The organism is Pelolinea submarina, assembly GCF_003966975.1.
GTDB lineage: Bacteria > Chloroflexota > Anaerolineae > Anaerolineales > Anaerolineaceae > Pelolinea > Pelolinea submarina.
The window spans coordinates 2,966,055-2,989,547 of sequence record NZ_AP018437.1; the positions used below are offsets into that span (position 1 = coordinate 2,966,055).

At 51.3% G+C, this 23,493-nt stretch carries 22 protein-coding genes and 1 riboswitch; of the genes, 10 read left to right on the forward strand and 12 right to left on the reverse strand.

Translation table 11 applies throughout. The annotated features are described in order from the left end of the window. Positions 1-28 precede the first annotated feature (28 nt). Positions 29-331: a PTS sugar transporter subunit IIB gene (locus Pelsub_RS13145; RefSeq protein ID WP_116225495.1), complete on the reverse strand. Its 303-nt coding sequence runs from the start codon at positions 329-331 to the stop codon at positions 29-31. Between the two features lie 201 nt (positions 332-532). Here Pelsub_RS13145 and Pelsub_RS13150 point away from each other — a divergent pair, with 201 nt between their 5' ends. The 3 genes from Pelsub_RS13150 to Pelsub_RS13160 all read left to right on the forward strand — a co-directional run bounded on the left by Pelsub_RS13150 (position 533) and on the right by Pelsub_RS13160 (position 3,981). Then, the gene (locus tag Pelsub_RS13150; RefSeq protein WP_116225496.1) at positions 533-2,482 is read left to right on the forward strand and encodes a BglG family transcription antiterminator; all 1,950 of its coding nucleotides are present in this window, start codon (positions 533-535) and stop codon (positions 2,480-2,482) included. A 121-nt stretch (positions 2,483-2,603) separates the two neighbouring features. Next, the gene (locus Pelsub_RS13155; protein ID WP_116225497.1) at positions 2,604-3,299 is read left to right on the forward strand and encodes a cysteine hydrolase family protein; all 696 of its coding nucleotides are present in this window, start codon (positions 2,604-2,606) and stop codon (positions 3,297-3,299) included. Between the two features lie 193 nt (positions 3,300-3,492). Further along, the gene (locus Pelsub_RS13160; RefSeq protein WP_116225498.1) at positions 3,493-3,981 is read left to right on the forward strand and encodes a PaaI family thioesterase; all 489 of its coding nucleotides are present in this window, start codon (positions 3,493-3,495) and stop codon (positions 3,979-3,981) included. Between the two features lie 136 nt (positions 3,982-4,117). Here Pelsub_RS13160 and Pelsub_RS13165 read toward each other — a convergent pair whose 3' ends face one another. From Pelsub_RS13165 to Pelsub_RS13175, 3 genes are all read right to left on the reverse strand, one after another. Beyond that, entirely contained in the window at positions 4,118-5,050 is a 933-nt protein-coding gene (locus Pelsub_RS13165) for a LamG domain-containing protein (RefSeq protein WP_116225499.1), read from the reverse strand. Positions 5,051-5,080: 30 nt separating this feature from the next. Next, positions 5,081-5,566: an adenosine-specific kinase gene (locus Pelsub_RS13170; protein ID WP_116225500.1), complete on the reverse strand. Its 486-nt coding sequence runs from the start codon at positions 5,564-5,566 to the stop codon at positions 5,081-5,083. Positions 5,567-5,629: 63 nt separating this feature from the next. Then, positions 5,630-6,619 carry a hypothetical protein gene (locus Pelsub_RS13175; RefSeq protein ID WP_116225501.1) on the reverse strand — a complete coding sequence of 330 codons (990 nt, stop codon included), beginning with the start codon at positions 6,617-6,619 and terminating at the stop codon, positions 5,630-5,632. A gap of 120 nt (positions 6,620-6,739) precedes the next feature. Between Pelsub_RS13175 and Pelsub_RS13180 the strand changes: the two genes are divergently transcribed. Together Pelsub_RS13180 and metK are read left to right on the forward strand one after the other, a co-directional pair. Continuing rightward, positions 6,740-7,657: a ribonuclease Z gene (locus Pelsub_RS13180; protein ID WP_116225502.1), complete on the forward strand. Its 918-nt coding sequence runs from the start codon at positions 6,740-6,742 to the stop codon at positions 7,655-7,657. A 132-nt stretch (positions 7,658-7,789) separates the two neighbouring features. After that, positions 7,790-7,910: riboswitch (SAM riboswitch) on the forward strand. A gap of 95 nt (positions 7,911-8,005) precedes the next feature. Next, positions 8,006-9,202 carry a methionine adenosyltransferase gene (gene metK, locus Pelsub_RS13185; RefSeq protein ID WP_116225776.1) on the forward strand — a complete coding sequence of 399 codons (1,197 nt, stop codon included), beginning with the start codon at positions 8,006-8,008 and terminating at the stop codon, positions 9,200-9,202. A gap of 196 nt (positions 9,203-9,398) precedes the next feature. Here the strand turns inward: metK and Pelsub_RS13190 are convergent, their stop codons facing one another. The 3 genes from Pelsub_RS13190 to Pelsub_RS13200 all read right to left on the reverse strand — a co-directional run bounded on the left by Pelsub_RS13190 (position 9,399) and on the right by Pelsub_RS13200 (position 13,410). Beyond that, positions 9,399-11,750: an FtsK/SpoIIIE family DNA translocase gene (locus Pelsub_RS13190; protein ID WP_116225503.1), complete on the reverse strand. Its 2,352-nt coding sequence runs from the start codon at positions 11,748-11,750 to the stop codon at positions 9,399-9,401. A gap of 83 nt (positions 11,751-11,833) precedes the next feature. Continuing rightward, positions 11,834-12,802 (reverse strand): anti-sigma factor family protein, encoded by a 969-nt coding sequence (locus Pelsub_RS13195; protein WP_116225504.1) that lies wholly within the window; start codon positions 12,800-12,802, stop codon positions 11,834-11,836. After that, a complete protein-coding gene (locus Pelsub_RS13200) occupies positions 12,799-13,410 on the reverse strand; it encodes a sigma-70 family RNA polymerase sigma factor (RefSeq protein ID WP_116225505.1) in 612 nt (203 codons plus the stop codon). The genes Pelsub_RS13195 and Pelsub_RS13200 overlap by 4 nt, the downstream gene beginning before the upstream one ends. A 99-nt stretch (positions 13,411-13,509) precedes the next feature. Here Pelsub_RS13200 and Pelsub_RS13205 point away from each other — a divergent pair, with 99 nt between their 5' ends. After that, entirely contained in the window at positions 13,510-14,253 is a 744-nt protein-coding gene (locus Pelsub_RS13205) for a DUF429 domain-containing protein (protein ID WP_116225506.1), read from the forward strand. Positions 14,254-14,405: 152 nt separating this feature from the next. Further along, entirely contained in the window at positions 14,406-14,804 is a 399-nt protein-coding gene (locus Pelsub_RS13210) for a hypothetical protein (protein WP_116225507.1), read from the forward strand. Between the two features lie 55 nt (positions 14,805-14,859). On the opposite strand, the gene Pelsub_RS13215 is transcribed toward Pelsub_RS13210, so the two are convergent. From Pelsub_RS13215 to Pelsub_RS13235, 5 genes are all read right to left on the reverse strand, one after another. Then, positions 14,860-15,465 carry a pentapeptide repeat-containing protein gene (locus Pelsub_RS13215; protein WP_116225508.1) on the reverse strand — a complete coding sequence of 202 codons (606 nt, stop codon included), beginning with the start codon at positions 15,463-15,465 and terminating at the stop codon, positions 14,860-14,862. Positions 15,466-15,494: 29 nt separating this feature from the next. Beyond that, positions 15,495-16,415 carry a carbohydrate kinase family protein gene (locus Pelsub_RS13220; RefSeq protein WP_116225509.1) on the reverse strand — a complete coding sequence of 307 codons (921 nt, stop codon included), beginning with the start codon at positions 16,413-16,415 and terminating at the stop codon, positions 15,495-15,497. Positions 16,416-16,429: 14 nt separating this feature from the next. Beyond that, on the reverse strand, positions 16,430-17,278 hold the full coding sequence (locus Pelsub_RS13225) for an AraC family transcriptional regulator (RefSeq protein ID WP_116225510.1): 849 nt from the start codon (positions 17,276-17,278) through the stop codon (positions 16,430-16,432). Position 17,279: 1 nt separating this feature from the next. Then, positions 17,280-17,792 (reverse strand): GyrI-like domain-containing protein, encoded by a 513-nt coding sequence (locus tag Pelsub_RS13230; protein WP_116225511.1) that lies wholly within the window; start codon positions 17,790-17,792, stop codon positions 17,280-17,282. A gap of 69 nt (positions 17,793-17,861) precedes the next feature. Further along, on the reverse strand, positions 17,862-18,344 hold the full coding sequence (locus Pelsub_RS13235) for a TrmO family methyltransferase domain-containing protein (RefSeq protein WP_158675116.1): 483 nt from the start codon (positions 18,342-18,344) through the stop codon (positions 17,862-17,864). Between the two features lie 208 nt (positions 18,345-18,552). Here Pelsub_RS13235 and Pelsub_RS13240 point away from each other — a divergent pair, with 208 nt between their 5' ends. From Pelsub_RS13240 to Pelsub_RS13250, 3 genes are all read left to right on the forward strand, one after another. After that, entirely contained in the window at positions 18,553-19,083 is a 531-nt protein-coding gene (locus Pelsub_RS13240; protein ID WP_116225513.1) for a methyltransferase family protein, read from the forward strand. A 101-nt stretch (positions 19,084-19,184) separates the two neighbouring features. Beyond that, positions 19,185-21,824: a LuxR C-terminal-related transcriptional regulator gene (locus Pelsub_RS13245; protein ID WP_116225514.1), complete on the forward strand. Its 2,640-nt coding sequence runs from the start codon at positions 19,185-19,187 to the stop codon at positions 21,822-21,824. A 123-nt stretch (positions 21,825-21,947) separates the two neighbouring features. After that, positions 21,948-23,492 (forward strand): bifunctional class I SAM-dependent methyltransferase/glycosyltransferase family 2 protein, encoded by a 1,545-nt coding sequence (locus Pelsub_RS13250; RefSeq protein ID WP_116225515.1) that lies wholly within the window; start codon positions 21,948-21,950, stop codon positions 23,490-23,492. Position 23,493: the final 1 nt, after the last annotated feature.

Consider the following 23,493-nt stretch of genomic DNA (forward strand, 5'->3'; position numbering starts at 1 on the left):
ACTCCTCTTTTCTCAGTCAATAATATTTTTATAAGTCTTTCAGCGCTTCCTCTAAAATGGCTGCTCCGTTCAAGGTCGCATAATTCTGTTGATCGATCATTCTGGCTTCCACTTTATAAGGTTCTACGATCTTTTTAATTTCAACCATGCGATGTTTCAAATGCGGACCGACCAATACCAGATCGTAATCCGGCAGGTAGTCTTCCAGTTCGGTATCACTCACCGCTTTCACGCTAATCTCCAGACCTTTTGCTTTCGCAGCCTTGCGTATGTTCTGGGCAATGAAACCGCTGGAAGCGCCAGAACCGCAAATTATCAGTATTTTTTTCAAACGTTCCTCCTTTCCACAAAGATTTTAAACGCCATCCTGCTGATGGCAGCAACCTGTTTAGATTTTCTTCATATTACTTTTATTGCCCAAAGAACCAAAATCGAACCGCTTCCTGACATTGGGAAAGTTCTTTGGAATGGGAAAATCTCAGGAGGAATGTTCCCTTCCTGAGCGGCGAGCCATAATGCTATACTTTGAAAGATGACAGCGACTGAAATTAAACCCGGTAAACTCAATAAGAAAGCAATCCTCGAAATCCTGCAGAGCCAGGATGATTGGGTTACCGCCACCTTTCTATCGGAGATCTTCCATACCACTCCACGTACCATCCGCAATCACGTGGCCCGCATCAACCACGAATATGCTGCTGAATTGATCACTTCCAGTTACAAGGGTTACCGGCTCAACCACGAAGCTATGGAAAAAGTGGATGAGGAGGCGCACAAATCTCCCTCCAGCCGCCCGCTTTTCATCATTCGCAAGTTGATCAATTCACAAAATGAAAGTGATTTTTACGACCTTGCGGATGAGTTGTTCATCAGCGAATCCACGCTGTACAACGACCTGAAGCAGTCTCGTGAAATTCTGGCGGGTTTTTCCTTGGAAATCGAGCGAACCGAGAACAACATTTTCATCAAAGGCAACGAGCGGGATAAGCGAAAATTGATCTACTACCTCTTGTCGATCGAAAATGACAACAACTTCGTCGCGTTCGCCGAAAATGGGTTGTCGCTGGAAATCAACCAACAACAGGACCTGCGTAACAGCGTCATGCAGGTCTTCAAGGACCACAATTTTCATCTCAACGATTTCGGGTTAAACAACCTGCTGCTGCACGTGCTGGTCATCGTTGACCGCATAAAAAAGGGTAAACAAATCGCGGAAAACATTCCTCAGAATAAGATCGAAGATTCCACTTTCTACCAAATCGCCAACGAGGTAAAAGACCTGATCGAGGCACAGTACAGCATCCACATTTCCAGCGCGGAACTGTATTACCTGACGTTGATCATCGCCAGCAACAGCAACCCGCAGAATTATTCACTGGTAACAACCGAAAACATAGGCGATTTCATCGACGATCATTTCATCACGCTCACCCGGAAGGCTGTCAGGAAATTAGAAGAAATTTACTACCTGGAACCCTTCGAAGATACTTTCATCGTGAACTTCACTATTCACATTGACAACATGATCCAGCGGGCACACAACAAATTGACGATGAAAAACCCCCTGACCATCAACATCAAGACTTCCTACCCGCTGATCTATGACATGGCGGTCTTCCTGGCAGGCGACATCGGTAATACCGAGAACATCACCATCAGCGAAGATGAGATCACTTTTATCGCCTTCTATATCGGTGCTTATCTGGAGAAGAAGAAAGGCAAAGCCGACTTGGTCACCTGTACGTTTGTGTATGCGCAGTACCATAACCTGCACCAGATCGCCCTGACCCACCTGAAGGAAGCGTTTAAACACGAAATTGCATTCACCCGTATCGTATCGGTCAACGAAGTCAATAAAGCCGAGATCGACAGCGATATCGTCATTTCCACCGTCGATTTTCCGCTCAAAACAGCAGCCAAAGCTATCCAGATCAACATCTTTCCCACCAACCAAGATATCGAATCCATCCGCAAAGAGGTCAACGCCATTAAACAACAGCGCAAACAGGTAGCAGTGGTGCAAAACATCAAACGCTTTATCGGCAAGGAGCTGTTCCGCAGGGAGTTCTACGCGGAAAATGAATTCGCGATGATCAAAGCCCTTTCGGCCGAATGTGAACGGCTGGGCCTCTGTAAGAACACTTTCGTGAATGAAGTGATCGAACGCGAAAACCTGTCCTCCACTTCGTTCAGTAATTTCGTTGCGGTCCCGCATTCACTCAACCACAACGCGGTACGCTCTTTCATGTCGGTGGTCATCAACGCGCAGGGGATGCAGTGGGGCGAGAATAGCGTCAACATCATCATCCTGATCGGGATAGCCAAGGAAGACCGTTCCATCTTCCGAGAGATTTTCAATGATCTGATCATCATACTGTGCGAACCGATCTACGTGAACCAGATCATCAAATGCAAGGATTACGACAGCTTCATCGAGACCATCACTCCCATGCTGGCCAAACAGGCTACCGAGCGCGAGTAGGTTGAGCCTGATACCAACCCTTTAATCCATCTTTGACTTCCCCAAACCATTTTTAATATAACCTTTACCCTTCTAAAAGCGGGGTTTGGGTTATGATAGACGCTGATTGCGAGGTATCCAAATGAACAAGACAGACAAAGAATTTTTAGATTATTTAGATCAATGGCTGGCTAATTTGCCGGCTATTTCACAGGATGAAGTGTTCAGCAGCCCCAGCCAGAGCGCCATTTTATCGGTGGACATTACCAATGGCTTTTGTAAAGCCGGCAGCCTGTCCAGCCCGCGCGTGGCGGCCATCATCCCGCCCATTGTCGACCTGCTGCAGCATGGCTGGAAAGCCGGATTGCGCAATATCGCCTTGATCCAGGACTGCCACACGCCGGACGCGCTGGAATTTCAGGCTTTCGCTCAGCATGCCATCTGCGGCTCGGAAGAAGCGGACACAGTGGAAGAAATTAAAGCACTGCCGTTCTATTCCGAATTGAAGTTAATTCATAAAAACTCCATCGATTCGCAGGAAAACACCGTATTGGACAGCTGGATCGCGGAACGGCCGGAGGTGCATACTTTCGTGGTTGTGGGCGACTGCACGGACATTTGCACCTACCTGCTGGCTATCCATCTGCGCGCCAAGGCCAACGCTTACCATCTGCCCTGGCGTGTGATTGTGCCGGAAAATTGCGTAGCCACCTACGATCTGCCACTGGCGTTAGCACGCCAAATCGGCGCCACACCCCACCCGGGAGATTTCTTGCATAAAGTTTTCCTGTATCAAATGGCGCTGAATGGTATCGAGGTGGTAAAGATCATCGAGTAGTATTTTGTCACGGATGGACACGGATATGTCTCAAAGACAATCGCAGGCAAAATTACTTGCGCTACATGGAATTTGCCAATTTGTGTACATTAGTGGAAAATATTGCACCTTATTTAATTTTTCGGGGTTAACCCGTTGACGAATTTGATTCCAAATTCAGGTTAACACTCATTTTTCATTACGGAGGCAATTCATGACAGAAAAAACGCCCCAGCCTAATTCCAAAATGTGTTTTATTTGCGGTTTGGAAAATCCGGTAGGGTTGAAATTGCGCATTTTTGAAACGGAACCCGGTGTAGTCGAGACCACCTACACGGCGCCGGATCATTTTCAGAGCTATCCGGGAATGCTGCACGGCGGCATCATTGCCACCATCATCGACGAAGTCAGCGGGCGCGCATTGATGGGCCCGGCAGATAACCCGCGTTTTATGTTCACGGCCAAAATCGAGGTGATTTACCGCAAGAATGTCCCCACCGGTAAACCGCTAAAAATCATCGGAAAGATATTGGAAGACCGCGGTCACGGCGCAAAGGCCTGGGCCGGCATTTATGACGCTGAGACGGACGAATTGCTGGCCGAAGGAAAGACCACCCTGGTGAATATTCCCAAAGGCCGCTTCGAGTTATCCAACCTGGATGATATGGGTTGGAAAGTCTATCCGGATGAAGCCTTTGAATAAAAAAAACCGCACTTGAAGGTGCAGTCTTTTTCCCTTCGCCCCTGAATCTGTCCCCCAGGGAGAGGGAGTTTCTTTCTGAAGAATGATAAAAAATGTCCCGCCTGGTTTCAGGCGGGACTTCGCATTGTCGAGTTAATTATTTAATCGTGGGATTTTTCCAGTAACCGACATCATCCACATAAATGGTCAGGTCAGCGGTCTTATCCCGTTTGAGGTAGATGCCAAAGAAACCGGTAGAGTACATATTGTCCTTTACCTCGCCCAATTTTTCGCCATTGGCATACATGACCAGGCGATCACCGACCGCCATAATGCCCAGGCGATTGGTCTGGTTACTGCCGGTTTTAATCAGGCTGCTTTCCGTCGGTTCCTGCAGGTAAGTCATTACGCCGCTGGCGCCGGTCATACCGTCCCAACTGCGCAGTGAATATTTACCTTTGCAATCAATGCCATAGAGATAACCGCGGTTATAGCCGGTGTTTTCAGGTACGCGGAAGATGATGCCATAGCTGTCCGCTCCGGAACACTCGCCGACTTTGATGGTAGCCTCGATATACGCATCGCCCAAAGCGCCTGTGGAAGCAATACGCCATGAGAATTTGTCCGAGAGGGCTGTGATCATCAGGGTTTCATTTTCGTAGGTGGCTGAGCTCAGGTCGGTACCCAAAGGCCAACTGCCTACAGTAGTCATTTTATCTTCCCAATCGGAATCGCCCAGGTAAACCTTGGGATCATACGATTCAGTCATACCCTTGGATTCGGCCGAGACTTCTTCCGTAGCCTCTTCGGTAGCCGTTACCTCCGCGGTAGCTTCCTCAGTCGTTTCCGTGGTGGGCTCTGCGGTTACTTCCTCGGTGGGTTCCGCAACAGGTTCCTCCGTGGCAGCGACCTCGGTTTCGGCGATCACTTTTTCTGTCGGTTGAGCTTCAGCGGTAGGCATTTCACTCAGGATTTCCACTACCCGTGTTTCCAGGTAGTCCTCACGTGCCTGTTTGAATTGCGGTACAACACTACAACCAACCAACAAACTCGCAATCAAAATTGAAAATAAAGCCAGTTTTTTACTCATATGCGTGTTCTCCTCTCTCCTCAATCAATATTATGCTTTATATCCTATTTGACGCAAAAAGCTCTTGCGCCAATTTATATCCTCTTCGCCTTCAATTCCCTTGGGGCATTCCCCATCCGCAACCCCCAATACCGCGCGACTCCCTTCCAAATCCGCAACCAGCACCTTGGCCGGATTTGCGGTTGCGCAGTAAATATGACAAACTTCCGGTACCATCTTGATGCTGTTTAAAACGTTGACCGGGAAAAAACCTTCTCCTAAAAAGATAAAGAAACTATGTCCGGCTCCGACTTGCGTGGCGTTTTTCCTGGCCAGTTCTATCATTTCCTCATCCGTACCGGACCAGCGCACCAGGCATTTTCCCGACGCTTCACAAAAAGCCAGCCCGAATTTAATGCCCGGGACAGTATTGACCAGTGCTTCATGGATATCTTCCACAGTTTTAATGAAGTGCGATTGCCCAAAGATAAAATTGACCTCTTCAGGCTTTTCTACGTTGATTGTTTTGATTTCCATATTCTCTCTCTAAAATTATACATTTTTATTTTAAATCTGTTAGTCCTAAATCGATAATGCAAATCAACGAATCGAAGGTAGGGAATTCTGCAGCGAACCCAGGCCGCGATTGATATCGGGCAGTTGGCCGCCGGCAAAATTGCGCGTCAGGCCATTGACCGCATCCGAAAGGCCGGCCAGGTCGCCGCCGCCGAAATGGGAAAGGCTGGCAGCCGCATTGGCACCTAACTGGCTGATTGTGTTCAGCTCATCCAGGCTGAAACGTCCATCGCTGACCGCGTTCTGCATGGATTGAATGTACTCCTTCACCTGCGAAACAGCCCCGGCCCTTGTTTCGGCAATATCATTTGGCAGAACCGCTAAGGCTTGATTAATCAGGGAATCCGTTTCCTGCGTACGGATATCCCGCCAACCCGGCAAGCGCTCCTGAATCTCACCCGCGTGCTGGGCAGCCTGCTGGCCCAATTCCTGTAAGTTTTCGATAGTCTGTTGGGCAATTTCACCCCCCTGCGCCAGGGTTTGGGAAATATCGTCCAGAACGGTCAGGACTTCCGCAGCAGATTCCTCAATATACTGGAGCTGTGCCTCAATATCTTCCAATTCAGAAATGGTCAGATCAAACAACTCGGCGTAAAGATCGTAATAATCCTCAGCCAAAGCTAAAGCCTGCTCGGCTTCGTCGATGGCTAAATAATAAAGATAATAAAGGTCTTCCAGTTCATCCTGGGTAATTTCACCATCAGAAGAAGCACTATCGGATGCATCGCTGGCCTGATCGGCCGCGCTTACAGCTTCGTCCACCGAATCTTCCACGGACTGGGCCAATTCCTCCTCTGAGAGTTCTTCCAGCGGTACAAGCGTCGGCGTGGGCATGGCCGTCAGGGTAGCCGCAACGGCTTCATTCACCTGCGACTGCACACCAGCTTGGGCGGCTTGCGTGCCTTGAATACCGGCTTGCACGGTAGCGTCCACATCCACCTGATTTGACCCGCTGCAGCCCGCCAGACTGACAAGAACCAATACCGCTGCCAATATCGCCGAAATCTGTTTCATTATTTTTCTCCATCCTAAAAATTAATAAGGATAACAATATTATTTTATAGTATTTTTGTCCGATTCGTCCGACCACCATAAGGTAAAATAAATCACCTGAATTGAAAGGATTACTCCCGATTGTTTGAATTGTATTTTTTGGGTACTTCGGCGTCTGCACCTTCGGTGCAACGCGGATTACCCGCTCAAATTGTTATCCATAATGAATACCGCTTTCTGGTCGATTGCGGCGAAGGCACGCAGCGCCAAATTCTGCGCTCCAGATTAGGTTTCCGCAAAATCAACCGTCTACTGGTAACACACAGCCACCTGGACCATATTCTGGGTATCGGCGGGCTGGTTTCTACTTTTTTACGTTGGGAAGCGATGGAGGATTTGGAAATTTACGCCGGCAAGACCGCGCTGGAACGTATTGAAGATTTGTTGTTCCGGGTGGTAATTCGCGGCGCTAAAGCTCCCTTTCCAATTAAACTAATTCCTATAAGTGAAGGGGTCATTATCGAAGAAAAAGGCCTCAAAATCAAAGCTTTCCCGGTCAACCACCGCGGTCCGGATTGCTTTGGTTTTTCTTTTGAGGAAGAAGGCAAACGGCCCTTCCTGGCTGAAAAAGCGGAAGCTCTGCAAATTCCGCAAGGGCCTTGGCGGCGCGACCTGGTCAACGGGCAAAGCACCACTTTGCCGGACGGGCGTGTGATCGACCCTGAACAGGTATTGGGCGAATATGAAACCGGCACAAAATTCGTCATCGTGGGCGACACCAGCGAAACAGCTTCGCTGCTGGAGCACTGCCGGAAAGCGGACGGGCTGGTGATCGAAGGTACTTACCTGCAAACCGAAGTGGAAATGGCCAGGCAATTCTCGCACCTGACCGCCCAGGACGCGGCTTTATTAGCCAAAGAAGCCGAAGTCAAGCAGCTTTACATCACACACATATCGCGGCGCTATCGCGATAAGGATGTCGAGAAAGAAGCACAAAGCACCTTTCCCAACAGTACCGTGGTGCACGACTTTGACTCTTTCATGATCAAACACGACTGATGTCAGCGGTTCTTACATAATTATTATCAAATACTTTTATAGATAGTGTAGAATGTCACCAATGGCAATTTGACATGCTTTTCAACCTATGTTATAAGTTTGTCCATTAACAACTTAGAGCCCCAGATGGTTCTCTTATCCAGAGAGGTGGAGGGATCGGCCCTGTGAAACCTCGGCAACCTGGCAGCATGTGCTCAATGAGCACAGGCCAAAGGTGCCAATTCCGGCAGAAGGTAATTCTGGAAGATGAGAGGGACCGCAATCTTTATGTATGCGACTGCCCCTCCAACCCAGAAGGGGCAGTTTTTCTTTAACCTTGGAGGTAAACAAAAAACAATGAGAACAATGATGGAATCAGAAAAATATCTATTCACATCCGAATCAGTGACCGAAGGCCACCCTGATAAATTATGCGACCAGGTCAGCGATGCTGTTCTGGACGCTTGTCTGGCACAAGATCCGCGCTCACGCGTGGCTTGTGAATCCGCAACCAAGACCGGTTTCGTTATGCTGCTGGGCGAGATCACTACGCAAGCTATCCTGAATTACGACCAGATCGTGCGCGACGCGGTCAAAGAAATCGGCTACGACAACACCGATAAGGGCTTTGACTACCAGACCTGTGCCGTGATGGTGGCGCTGGCTAAACAATCCGGCGACATCGCCATGGGCGTGGATAAAGCGTTGGAAGCCAAAACCGGCAAGATGACCGACGCGGAAGTGGAAGCGATTGGCGCCGGCGACCAGGGTATGATGTTCGGTTATGCCTGCAACGAAACCCCTGTCCTGATGCCGATGCCGATTTATCTGGCCCAAAAACTGACCCGCCGCCTGGCGGAAGTGCGCAAAAACGGCACCTTGCCCTGGCTGCGCCCGGACGGCAAGAGCCAGGTTACGGTTGAATATAACCACGGCAAACCCGTGCGTGTGGACACAGTCGTTATCAGCACTCAGCACGCACCGGATATTTCTCAAGAAGAAATCCGCAAGGCCATTATCGAGCACGTCATCAAGCCTATCATTCCGGCGGACATGCTGGACGCGGATACCATTTATCACATCAATCCCACCGGTCGTTTCGTTACCGGTGGCCCCATGGGCGATTCCGGAGTGACCGGCCGCAAGATCATCGTTGACACTTACGGCGGTATGGGCCGTCACGGCGGCGGCGCTTTCAGCGGCAAAGACCCGACAAAGGTAGACCGCTCGGCCGCTTATGCCGCTCGCTGGGCAGCCAAGAATGTGGTGGCAGCCGGCCTGGCCGACCGCTGTGAAATCCAGGTAGCTTATGCCATCGGCGTTGCCGAACCTGTGAGCGTTTACGTTGAAACCTTCAACACCGGCAAGCTCCCGGATGCTGAAATCAGTAAACTGGTTCAGGAGCACTTTGACCTGCGCCCGGGCGCCATCATCCGCGACCTCGACCTGCGCCGCCCAATCTACCAAAAGGTAGCCGCATACGGCCACTTCGGACGCGATGACCTGGATCTGACCTGGGAACGCACCGACAAAGCTGAAGCGCTGAAAAAGGCAGCCGGCATCTAGAGAAAATTAATACAAAACTAAGAAGACCCCTGGCTTGTAGAAGGGGTCTTTTTGGTTAACCCCTCTCTGCCTCCCCTTCTTTTCTCCCATTCAAACATTGCTTGAATGAGGAGAATACGTTAATAAAAAACCGCCTAAACAATTCAGGCGGTTTAATCTATCTTTACATATAAAACTTGAATCAAAGCGTTTTTTTCTATTCCTCTTCCTCGGTGTACTCATCCCCAAAATCGAGCACGGGGCGCACGCCGCTGCCGGAATCCGATTCACCGATGATGCCCTTCTCCTCCATACGGTCCACAATACGGGCCGCGCGGGTATAACCGATACCCAGCTTGCGCTGCAGCATAGAGATGGAAGCGCGTTCTTCCTGGCGTACCAGCTCGATAGCTTTTTCCAATATGGGGTCCTCATCCGGTTCAGGGGCTTTATCGAATAAAGGCGTTTGGGTAAGCGTGGCGCTGGGATAGACTTTCTCCGGCATCTTTTCCGCGGCCTGTGGATCAGTTTCCATCAAAGCTTTTTTCTGGTCGATCCAATACTGCACCAGACGCTGAATTTCTTCATTGGAGACAAACACACCCTGCAAACGTTTGGGCGCGGGCGCGTCGGGCGCCTGGAAGAGCATATCGCCGCGGCCCATCAATTGCTCCGCGCCGGGCTGGTCGAGTACCACACGGCTGTCCACGCCGGATACCACGGTGAAGGAGATACGCGAGGGGAAATTGGCTTTAATCATGCCGGTGAGCACATCCACTGAAGGACGTTGGGTGGCAATAATCACATGAATACCGGTGGCGCGCGCCAACTGCGCCAGGCGGTTCAGGTTGCGTTCTGTTTCCTCGGGTGCCATCATCATCAGGTCGGCCAATTCATCAATCACCACTACGATGTAAGGTAATTTCTGCGGTTGATTGCTGTTATAGTCACTGATATTGCGCGCGCCCACCTCGGCGAATTTCTTATAGCGGCTGTCCATTTCACGCGACATCCACTGCAAGGTGCCGACCACTTTTTCCATATCGACGATCACAGGCGTGAGCAGGTGCGGAATACCGTTGTAACCGGTCAATTCCACACGCTTGGGATCCACCATCACCAGGCGTAATTCGTTGGGCGTGCGGTCCAACAGCAAACAGCTTAGAATGGCATTGATGCAGACCGATTTACCGGAGCCGGTGGTACCGGCAATCAACAAGTGCGGCATGGTAGCCAGGTCGACTGCCACGGGTTTGCCGGCCACGTCCTTACCCAGTACAAAACGCAGGAAAGCGTTGAGTTTTTGGAAAGACTTACTTTCCACACCCTCGCGCAGGGAAACCAGCTCAGTCTCTTCATTGGGTACTTCAATGCCGATGTAATGACGGCCGGGAACCGGCGCCTGGATGCGGATGCGCGAAGCAGCCAAAGCCAGAGCCAGGTCGTCCGACAGGGAAGTTATTTTATTGACACGCACGCGCATCTGTCCGTTGCGTGTTTGGATTAAATCAGGTTCCACGCCGAACTGCGTGAAAGTCGGGCCGCGATGGATTTCGATCACGTGCGCCGGAGCGCCAAAGGATTCCAACGTTTCTTCAATGACACGCGCGCGGTCCTGATCGACATTCTGGCGCACAACCGCTTTAATAGCCGGATTGAGAATCTCATCCACATTGGGCAGCTTCCATTCCAGACCGCTCTCCGAAGATTGGAAAATACGCGCCATCTGGGTACCGCTGACCGCCGGCTTGGCTTCCTGTTCTGAAACAGCTGGAACCGCATCGCCTTTTTTCCCCGCCATTTTTTTGAGCGGCTTGCCGTCCAATGGGGTAAAACCCTGTGGAGAGGTACTGCCATTACGGAAGATTGGCTTGGGTTTCTGAGCCGGAGATATCTCGCCGTCCCCTCTTATTGTCTCCATACCTTTATTGGATTTTTCCGCGATGAATTCGCCGGTTTTTACCGCCGGTTGGGTCATTTTACGGAAGAGATCCGGAATGGAAAGGTCAAATGTGAAAGCCAGCGCCAGCAGCAGCCAGGCAACCAGCACCACCGCAGCGCCTACCTCGCCCAACGCGACAACCAGCAGGCGCTCAAAGATCGCGCCCAGGTATCCGCCGCCCTGCCCGGCTTTGGCTAAAGCCCAGCCGCCGCCGTCAAACCAGTGCAGCCAACTGAGAATATTCAGATAGAGCAGTACCACACCCAGCATGCGCTCGGCAGAGAGCATGGGGAAACGCTGCTCATTGCGCACCAGGAACCACAATCCGAGGAAGATCAACAAAAGGGGAAAAAGGATGGCGCCAAAACCGGCCACCCGCCCCAGGAATTGGTTGATTGCCCCGGTGATAGACGATTCGCTGCCGCCAAAGAAACCCAACAGGGATAAGACACCGAAAATTAATAACAGCACACCCAGAATATCCAGCTTGCGTTCTCCGGAAATTCTGCGAAGTTGACGGGAGACGCCGGATTTACTGGAAGATGCGCGTTTCCGGCTGGTTGCACGTGAAGAACGCGATGAGGTGCTTTTTCTGGAAGTTGTTTTTTTTGTCGTTTTTCGAGCCATGATTCTCTTTAAACCGAAAGATTGTTCTAATTATAGCACGCGGGATTATTCCAGCGGATTTTTTTGAGCACTTTTTAAGGGGATCAACCGGATAATTTTCGTGAGAAGAAAGCCGCCAATCCCAGCAAAATCGCCAGCAAAGCCAGAATAATTTCAGCTTTGCGGAGCGGTAATTGAGATTGCACTTCCGGTATGGTCTGCATCTGCACGCGCGTCTGCGGTTCGACCCTGCCCTGCTGGTCAGCCGGACGGATACCCAGGATAGGACTGCTGCCTGGCTCTACCGCCCCGGAATCCGGTGCGGATCCTGTCAGGGCTTCAGCCTCCGGCACCTCCGGCATGGGAGTTGCCCCCAACAAGCTTTGTTCCGCGGGAGCGGTTTGTTCAGGCTGCATCTGGCCGGCTTCCGGCAATGCCTCGGCCGGGGCTGGCGCCGCTTCTTCGAGCGGTAAGGTCTCTTCCAAAGGAACCTGTTCCATAGGAATAGACGGCTCCGATTCCACGCCACCACCAATAGGCGCTCCTCCGCCACCGCCACCGCCTACGCCATAAGCCATGCCGCTACCGTCTCCACCGCCGCCTTTGCCATACGCACCCATCAGCGGCCCGGAATTTCCCCAATAGATAATCTGGGGTGCAGCCTTTTCAACCGCGGCCGTGTCCTCGGTAGTCTTGAAAGTCTGCATGACAGGTTCAGACGCGTTTCTGGCCATTTGCGGGCTGGTCATGCTGCCGAACAGGTCCATGCCCAGGACAGCCACCAATAATAGGCCGGCCAACGCGGCGGAATAACTGAACATACGGGAGAAAGAAGGCAGCAGCGGTTTGCGCAGCATGTCCGGGGTCAGGGTAAAGTTGTGCGGGACCGGTTTTTGCGGTGCGTGGCGCAGCACCTGACGGGTACGGCGCAGCCCCTCCAGCGCTGTACGGCTGGCGGGATCGTTCTGCAGCCATTCCTCAACCTGGCGCTTTTCGCGATTGGAAAGCTCCCCATCCAGATATGCAGAGAGCAGCAGCCATTCATGCCGGTTCAATTGCGGTTTTCTGCTCATGCGCTACCCTCATCATTTAGACGGTATTTCTCGGGCAGAAGTTCCCAGGCATCCCGCAGACAATCCTGCAGGCGCTGGCGGGCGCGCGCCAGGCGGCTGCGCACCGTACCGACCGGCACACGGGTCGAATGGGCTGTAGATTTGTAATCCAGCCCGTTGACATCCACAAGCAAAACTACAGAGCGATAATCCTCCGGCAGACTTTGAATACAACGGCGGATGACCCGCTCCAATTCTTTTTGCTCTACCTGCTCTTCGGGTAGATCGGCATCATCCTTCATCCAAAACGGATCGTCCAACTCCTCATCCGTTTGGGGATCCAATCCATCCAGCGATTGGGTCGGTTTGCGCTTCAGCCGGCGCAGTTCGTCGTAGCAATTATTGGTGACGATGCGCAGCAGCCAGGCGCGGAAGGAACCGCCGCGGAAGGATTTGATATTCTGATAAGCATCAATGAAGGATATTTGGGTAACATCAGCTGCCGCGTCCTCGTCATTCAGAAAACGCAGTGCCAGATTATAAGCTTGGGTTTGATAGGTCAGCACCAGTTGATTAAAAGCATCCAGATCACCGGTTTGTGACGCATTGATCAGTGTGGGTTCATCCATCGATTAATAACCTATAATCACCTGTGCCTGCATTATAACGCAGGTCAATCTTTGAAATTGTGTTGCATTCTTTTCCGAATCATTCTAAACTTAACCATCATGTCCATACCTTTTTCTTCTTTCATCGGCGTCGAAGTCTGCCCCGATCGCAGCCGTCCGTTCACTTTCGCAGTGATCGACGCGGAACGTGTGATTCGTTCCCTGGGCACTGGTGAGCTGCAGGATGCTTTCGCCTTTTTGGCCGGGCAGGAAAACGCGCTGGTTGCCATAAACGCGCCGAGGCCTCCGCGCAAGAAAAGCGAAACGGGACAGGATAAAACGACCAACCGCAAACGCACGGCTGAAGCTGAGCTGACTAAACGGGGGGTGTCCTTCGAACACACTCCCGGTACGCTCAAACGCTGCCCGCGCTGGATGCAGCTGGGATTCCGGCTGTACGAGGAACTGGAGGGATTGGGATATCAAGTCTACCCTCACCAGGATGCGGAAAGGCAATTATTCGAATGCCGGGGTGAAGCCAGTTTCTGGAACCTGCTGGGGCACGAACCACTGAAGAAGGATTCGCTGGAGGGCAACATCCAACGCCAGTTAGTGCTGGGGATGTGCGGCCTGCCGGTGCCGGACGGCATGCAATTTTTCGAAGAAATTACACGCCACCGCATATTGCACAATCGGCTGCCGCTGGAACAACTTTATTCGAGCGCGGAGTTGAACACCCTGGCAGCGGCGTACTGCGCCTGGGTGGCCGGCAATCAACCGAAGCAGCTGGAATCCATCGGACGAGCGGAAGAGGGGCTGATCCACCTGCCCGGTCAGGCCGTCGTGACCGGTATGCGTGATTAAAAAGAACCTGCAATGGGTATTGCGTTTGACACGCAAGCTTTTTTATGTATAATTGCGGAAATTTAGTACAAAATGACTACACAAATAATGAACTCAGTAACTTTCGCACTTCTGGCAATTAGCAGCGCCCTTCTCCTGGTTCAGAAGGGCCAATGGCAATTAAGGGTCAGGCTTATCCGAGCGTAGGTAAAACGGATACGGATTTTCAAAAGCCACCCTTACAAAAATCGGGTGGTTTTTTTGTAGCTTTACAACTTAAACATGCAATCATCACGCCGTCTCTCTTGAGGAGGAGAGCACGTCCTTTTTATGAAATAATTAAGGAGGTAACACCGCAGCAAACAAGCATCGCAATAAGTACTATATTAAATGAACTTTACCAATGCCAAGGGAATGTTCGCAGGAATTACCCAGTCAGGCTGAGCTTTTCATTCAGCCAAATTCGCCAGCCGCTATCTGCAGCCGGCGCGATTCTTAGCCATCCCCCTTTTTTTTCATTTTTTTCTCAGGCACCCAGGCAAGGAGCGATCCACCTGGGTGCCGCCTTTTAATTTAGAAATGAAACCACAGATAAACACAGATATATAGATTTATCAATGAAAATAATTACTCCCCTAACTTGATATCCATGGTGTACAGTAGGGACATGGCCTCCGGCAGGCTGAAATGAGCCTTGCTGATGTTGTTAATCATGGGGGAAATGGCGTAGTTTTTCGCGCCGCGGAAATCCGCATCGCGGCAGTCAGTGTTGCGGAAAATGGCGCGTTCCAGATCGGTTCCGCGAAATTTGGCTTTCTGCAGGAGCGTGTTGGAAAAGTCCACTTCCAGCGCAAGGCAATCGATGATTTCAATGCCCTTCAGCTTTAAATCCATAAAGTTGCTGTAATTCAGCACACACTCCTGAAAATTGATCAACTTGATCAGCTGGGCCATCTCCTGTTTGCCCCAGGAAGCGGCAGTCCAGTCTATTCCAATCAGCTTGCAGCGTGTGAATTGGCAGCTTTTTATAATACACCGGTCCACATGCATCAGTTCCATATTGCAGTCTTCAAAGGTGCAATTACGAAAACTACAGCGTTTAAAATGCGCCTCACTGAAATGGCAGTGTTTGAATTGGCAAGTTACAAAATCAACCTGCTCCAGCTCGATACCGTCTGCATCCAGGGCATCAAGCGTCAAGGCTTCATAAATTGTATTGTCAGTTATATTCATTGTTATTCTTTCAGTGGGAGTAAGAAAGTTTAAAGACTGTCTAAAAAGTGCTTAAGCTGGTTATAGGTGGGAGATGTTGTCGTACCGCCATAACCTTGCGTGGAAAGCCCGCCGCAAATATTGCCCATACGCAGGGAATCAGCCAAAGAAAAGCCGCGCACCTGGCCGCACAGAAAACCGCAGTTGAAGTTATCGCCCGCGCCGGTAGTATCCACCACCTGAACCCGGATGCCGGGTACGCGCAGCTCCAGATCGCCCTGGCGGCAGATGCAGCCCTCGCCGCCCATCTTGATGATCACCAGGGGGACTAATTCCGCCAGCGTTTCCAGAGCCGCTTCGCAATCCGCCTGGCCGGTTAGCCGCCGGGCTTCTTCCGCATTGGGCGCAAACACATCCACTTGCAGCAAGGCATCTTTTATCCCGGCATCCGCCAATGTGTAGTTATGCGCCTGGCAGTCCATGAAGACCTTGGTACCCAGGTCGTGCGCGGCCGAAAAAAGTTCCAGATAGGATTGCCCGTAAGCTAAATGAGAAACACACAGCCAATTCGGCTGCAGGTCCTGGAGCCAATCAGCGAGCGGCAGCGGTGGAACCGGATCGCAATAACTCAAAAAGGCACGCTCCGAATCCATGGAAAAAGCTACCGTAATTCGCAGGGAGGGTTCATCCGTTTCGGTGAAATAAACCGGGTCAAGACCTTCGGCGATGGCATGATCTTTGACATACTGGCTGAACGGATCGACGCCAAAACGGCACGGCCAGGCAGTTTTCAACCCCAGGCGCTGCAAGGCAACCGCCGTGTTGTAAGCCCCGCCGGGAAGAATGTGAAAATTTTTGCTATAGATCTCGTGACCCAGACGCGGGAACTCCGGCAAACCGGTAAAGACCAAATCGCTGAAATAACCGCCGTCCAATAGGACCTGGCAAGGTTCACCCTCTTTACTAAACATACTTATTATTGTATCTAAAAACTTGAATCGTTATTGTTAAATAACGGCAGAATTAATTCAGTGGATGGGGAATTTTTACTCAGCGAATAGCGGAATATTTCAATTTTCGAGCTGATCGTCTCAGTGGTATTGGCCTGCCAGGATTGGTAAACATAAGCACGGATATGGCCCAGGTTCTCCAGCAAATCCCGCTGCCGGAAACAGGCATAATGTCCGGAAGGCAGCCGTCTGGCATATAAATTTGTGGGCAGCGCAGTCCAATCATGAAGCTCCACGCCCGCGAAGTAAGCAGGCTGCCGGTCGAAAGAATGAGATGAGTAAGTACTTATCCAAATAAATTCGCGCATCTCCGGGTAAAAGGGGTTCAGCCGGGCAACAACTTGTTCAACCATCTCAACCGTGAGGTCGGAGTCAAAAGGAGAGCCGGCGAGCAATATCTGCGGGTGGGTACACTGCTGCGCCTTCGGAGTACCATAATCGCGATAATACAATAATTGATTTCTGCCGCAAGCCCGCTGGATCAGGCGCGAATCCAAAACACCGCTCTTACGCACCTGGCTCGGCGGGGTATGAAAAACACGGTTGAACGCACGGGCGAAGGTTTCCGGATTTTGGAAATCATAATCCAGCGCGATGTCCACCAGGCGGCGCTTAGTTTTGATCAGTTCCCGGGCAGCTTCCGCCAATCGACGGCGAATCAGGTAATCGTAAGGGGTCAAATGGACAGTCTGGTTGAACAAGCGGATAAAGTAGAACAGCGAATAACCGCAGCATTCAGCCATGTCCTCCACGCGGATATCTTCCTTCAGGTGCTGTTCAATGAAGTCCAACGCCCTGCAGATGGCGTTCAGTTGGTCATCCATTTTATGCTTGGCGAGGTTCTACCGGTATATAGGCGGTCAATTCAGATTCGGCAATACGATCCATACCTTTGTAGCGCCGGTCATACACCTGAAAAAAGAAAGGCCGGCCGCGCTGCCAACCCCGATCCGCCAGGTCGCGGTCAAGATCCTTATACCAATCCGAGATGATGGTTTCTCCCCGCAGATTGACTTGCGCATATTGGCCGGCGGGCAGAAGCTTGCAGGACAATTCCAAGGGAACCTCATTCAAGGCGGTAATTGGGTATCCTACGAACACTTCGAAAAGGCCCTTGGCCTCAGTTTCCGCGTTATAGATATGGACTTCGTAAAAATCCCGGCTGGCGAGGATGCCCTCAAGTGAAACATGGGAGGCAGCCATGAAATCCATAAAGCGCTGGCTCAAACGGCCAATTTCATTATTTTCGCTCCAATCCCCGGCATCCTTGAAAGGATCGCCAAAAAAGCTCATGCCCATCAGAATTACTGCCGGTTGAGAAATGAATTCCATCTCCATAATGCCTCTCCTGCTTATTACGGGAATTATACAATCCACCTTCCTGGAGGAAGGTGGATTGTATGAAAACTATTCGCCAAAATCAACCGCATGCTCCTGAAAATAGGCAGCGGCTTCCTCCATCCATTCCGGCCAATCGGCCATCCAGGGAGCGACATGAAAATCGCGCACACGGTCCGAGCTTGGGATAAAAGGCTTCAGGTCCAGCAGGGGCGATCCGTCCAGGGCATCAATCCAGGGCAGGACTACCAAGCCTTTCTCCACATCCACCTGCAAGACGTAACAGGTGGTCAGCGCCAGCGGATTGGGACGCCGTTCCGAACGGCAAGCGAATACACCTTTACGCAATCCGGGGGCATAGGGTAAGTCTACCAGTGTGGTTTTACGCAGTGCTGCCTGGTCGCAGCGATCAGCCCACCAAAAAATCAGTACATGGCTGAACTGCTCCAAGCCGTCCAATGCATCCCGATACGGTTCGAAGATTTCAAGGCTGTAACCCTCCTCACCGGCATGCACTTTCCCAATGGTATCTAAATTAATTAGCTTTGACATTTTCTCTCCTTTTTCCATCATGATAGTCAAATCACGATTTAATATCCTGACTTATATTGCGCAAAAATGCCGGAAAAACAACGGCAATACCCCCGGATTCGACCTTTATTGCGCTGCAGCCTTCACCCGCCACTTTGTATTTGGCAGGGAAATGCAGAAAATTACACTTTGGGATAAGATAAGGAATCCTGTTTTTAAAGGTTGAGCGATGAGCATTTATAAAAAATGGGCCGATAAAGCATATCCCCTGCCCCTGCGAATAGCAGCTACGCTGTGCGGCGCTACCATTTTCGTCCTGCTGATTCCTCTTTTTTTCCTGCGCTTTGGAACAGCTTTGGATCGCCAGTGGGGATTACAAATCACCCCGGTCAACCTGATCTGGAAAGCCGCGGGGGGTATTTTCCTGCTGATCGGTTTGTTCTTCGCTTTGTGGTCAATCGGCGACCAGATTGTGAATGGCAGGGGTACACCCATACCGGTTATTGCCACCCAAAAGCTTCTGGTGCACGGCCCCTTCCAATACTGCCGCAACCCGATGGGCTTCGGCACCAGCCTGGCCTACCTGGGATTATCCTTTTATATGGCCTCCCTCAGCATGGTGGTGTTCTCCATGGTCTTCGCAGGCTTATTCATCCTGTATATCAAGCTGGTTGAGGAAAAGGAATTGTTGGAACGGTTCGGGGAAAGCTACCGTGAATACATGCGCAGCACACCCTTTTTTATTCCCAAAGGCCGTTGAACACTACCAAGCATTACTGATATGATTGAATAGATTATTGTTCCGAAAAAGAACAATTTGACGAAAGAAAAAGATAAGAGAGACAGGAAACCAGCGAAGCCATGAGCCCTTCCATCCAAAAGTTTACCCCTCCCAGCCTGCCGGGGGATTTGATCCAGCGTTCACGGTTGGAATCCATGCTGATGGATGGCTTAAAGAATAAGGCGCGCCTATTCCTGATCTCCGCTCCGGCCGGGTATGGTAAATCCACCCTGATTGCCAATTGGGCCTCCGGCAACCACATCGAACACCTGTGGTTCAATCTGGATTATAAGGACAACGACCTGCCGGTATTCGTCAGCGGCCTGCGGGAAGCCCTGCAGATTGATGCGCCCGTTCAGCCCGCTCAGAGGGGAATGGCTGTCGAAGAAGCTGAAGAAATCAGCCTGTTGGTGCGGAATATCCAGAAACGCGAGAAAACCTTCCTGCTGGTCTTTGATCGTCTGGATGATGTAAGCAACACCCGTATTCAGGATTTCCTCTTTGAATTGGCTACACAGCTCAACCCGCGTGCGGTCGTGGTGCTCATCTCCCGCCGCCAGCCGGAATTGCAGGTTTCGCGCATGCGCGCCTACAACCAGTTGGTCGAAATCAATGAAGGCGACCTGAAATTTAATCCGCAAGAAATCAAGGAATTCCTTCAGTTGGAAACCGGCAAGGAAATTCCCGCCCGGAATCTGAAGAGCATTGAACGCAAGACCCGCGGCTGGGCTGCCGGACTGCGACTGGCCGTCGATCTCTTGGACATGGAACTCCTGACCGAAGATAGCCCGGGAATCGCGCACCTCAACGGTGCCCAGCGTTTCCTGGCCGATTATTTCGAAGAAGAAGTATTTGGAGAGCTTGAACCCTCCCTGCAAGATTTCCTGCTGCACAGCAGTGTTCTGGACCAATTTTCAACCGCATTGTGCCGCAGCGCGGTTAAAAACCGCGGCACTGAAACGCTGATGCAACAATTATTGGACAACCACCTGTTTATTTTCCCGGTTGAAAACAGGCCGGGGTGGTTCAGCTACCACCCGCTATTCAGAGATTTTCTTTTATCCAAATGTGCCGCGGAAGAACAACAGGGAATTCTATTCAAAGCTGCCATGTGGTTCGAACAGCAGGGATTCCTGGACGAAGCGGTAGACTGCATCCTGCGCACCGGACAGGAAAGCAACGCGCTGCAAATTATCGAACCAGCCTGCGAACAGGCCATCCTCAACGGAAACCTCACCGCGATCTTACAGTGGCTGGCAGAATGGTCACGGATCGGATTCCAACCGCGCAGCGAATTACTGGTCTATCAGGGCTGGATCAAAGCTTTGGAAGGGGATTTTGTCCAAGCGCTGATGTTAGCCGAACGCGCCGAAGATTTACTTAAAACCTCGCCCATCAAAGGCAAGGACAAAGAAAGGCAAGGCAGCCAGCAAATTACACGGGGAAAGCTGGCAGCGCTGCGAGCCTTCACGGATGTGATGTATACGCGCCAATATGACAGCGCACTGAAACAAGCCAAAACAGCCCAGCACCTGCTTCCTAAAAACCGCAGTGCCTGGAACCTGATGGCCCTGTGGGCGCAGGCGGAAACCCAAAAGCGCATCGACCACATCGGGAAGTCCATTGAAACGCTATACGAAGGGCTGCGCATCGGCAAAACGGTGGGCGGCAAGACCTTCTATTATGCGATCGCCAACTCCCTGGTCGCGGCGCTGCACTTCAATGGGCAGCGGGGGGAAGCCGTTGAAATTTGCCAAAAAGCGCTGCAGCACAGCGCCAACGCAGAGGATCCGGCTTTGGGCGGTATGTACTCCTGGCAGGGACGCCTGGCTCTGGAAGCCAATCAGCTGGAAGAAGCGCAGCAACTCACGGAACATGGGTTGGCACTCACTCAGAAATCGGGAGTAACCCTCAACCTCATTTTCTCAAATTACTACGCCTCCCAGGTTTACCACGCCCTGGGTAAATCCGACCTGTCCATGGACTTAATCCACCAGGCACAGAAGTTAGCCGGTAACGCATCCTTGAGCGATGAAAGCTGGCTGAACGCCTGGGAAACCCATTTAAATCTGGCTGAAGGCAACATGCTCAAAGTCGAGCATTGGGTACGGCGGGAAAAACTGATACTCACCCAAAAACCTGATTACATCAATATGGAATCCCTGTTGGTTTATACCCGCTACCTGATTAAAAATGGCGAGTTTGCCGCTGCCGGAAAGCTGCTGCGTGAGATGGAAAAGCAGTCCTCACGGCGCGGCTATTATCGCTGGCTGATCAATATTTATCTTCAGCAGGCGGTAGTTTGGGAGCAGAGCGAGAAACACAACCAGGCGCTGGATTGCGTCAAGCGGGCCGTGCATATCGCCGCACCTGAAGAATACCAGCGCGTCTTCCTGGAGGAACCGGCACCGGTGCTGAAATTAGTCCCGGAGCTTTCGATGGAATCACCCGCTTTTATCATGCGCCTGCTGCGCAATGCCAGCGCGGCGGAGAATGGCAGCCGCAGGATTCCCGCCAGTATTCTGCCGGAAGCGTTGAGCGATCGTGAAATGGAAGTGCTCAAGTTGCTGGCAGCCGGGCGGAAAGGGCCGCAAATCGCAAGTGAATTATTTATCTCCTACAGCACCGTCCGCACCCACCTGAAAAGCATCCACCGCAAGCTGGACGTACACGGCCGGCAAGAATTATTGGAAAAAGCGCGCCTGCTTGAATTGATCTAACCCATATCCCCCATTTTCGCTCCTGTTATCCCCCATTAATTTCACCCGATCTCCCCCACAAATGGAGGATGCCCGAACATGTGCATTCGGCAATAATCGCTGAAAACAACTTTGGAGGTCGAAATGACACAGATTGCTTCATGGGATAAACCCGAACTAAACTTAGAACTTTTCTTCTGCACCGAGGTGCTGAAGCTTGATTCCTTACACTATGGCTTCTGGGAGCAGAAAGAAAAACTTGATCTGGACAGCATCCGCAGGGCGCAGCAGCGCTACACAGAAACATTACTGGAAATGATCCCCGCGGACGTACACAGCATCCTGGACATCGGATGCGGCATAGGCGACAACGCCCGCGCGCTGAAAGCCAGAGGGTACGAGGTGACTGCCATCTCGCCCGACCGCAACCACGCGGCATATTTCGAAACCGCAGAATCCGAGGGTATTCATTTCATTAATACCGGTATTGAAAATTTCAACAGCCCGGAGAAATTTGACCTGGTGTTGATGAGCGAATCTCAGGGATATTTCGCCATGGACATGGGTTTCTCGCAGAGCGTGCGCCATTTGCGTCCGGGCGGATACCTGCTGGTTTCCGGCATCTTCAAGCAGAATGAACAAAAAGGTTTCGGTGGTTCGCACGTTGAAGGGGAGTACATACGCTGCGCGGGCGATTATCACCTGGTACGCAAGGACTACATCGATATCACCGACAATGTCCTGCCCACACTGGAGTTTGCCAACTACGCCTACCAGAACTATCTGACACCGCTCAGCCAGACTGCGCAGCATTTCGTTGGAAAGGGCGGCATGCGTAAATGGCAGCTGCTGAAGACATTGTTCTCACGCGAATTCCAGAATTTCGAAGAAGTCTGCCGGTATTACGAAGAGCACTTTAACCCTGCACTTTTCAAAGAAAAAAAGCGCTATGCACGCATCCTGTTCCAATACCAGCCGGACGCTCGCGAGTCACACCTGATCGAGAAACGTATTGATGGACACCCGGTAAGCATGGTTGTGAGCGCATTCAACGAGGAAGGCACGTTGGGAGATATCCTAAGCGCGTTGAGCGCCTGTGAGCAGGTGGATGAAATCATCGTAATAGACGATGGCTCCAGCGACAACACCAGCGCGGTTATCCAAACCGCCGCAATAAACAAGAAAGTGGTGCCGATCTTCTTCAGTCAAAACCGGGGAAAGAGCCATGCCATGGTAGCGGGCGCTCTGCGCGCCAGCGGAGACATCCTGGTGTTCTTTGATGCCGACTTGAGCAACGTCGAAAGCCGGCACATTCAAACGCTAATTCAACCGCTGTTGGAAGGTAAAGCGGACATGGTAATCGGCGATCCGAAATACTCCACCATGATGGTCAAGTATTTCGATCCCTTCCGCCCGCTTTCCGGCCAGCGCGCGCTTTGGCGCAGTGATTTCCTGCCCCTTGTGGAAGAAATCCGCCACTCGGGATTCGGAATTGAGACCTTGTTGAACCTGACCTACAAGCAGCAAAAACGTAAGATTCTCTTCCGCAGCCTGGAAGGCTTGATTCACCCCATCAAGCTGGATAAAGCCAAACCGGCCAAGGCAACCAAGCTTTACCTGGAAGAAGGCTCTCAAATCGCTTCGGCACTGATCAACCGTGCCATTCAGAAACAGGGTTTCTACAACTAGC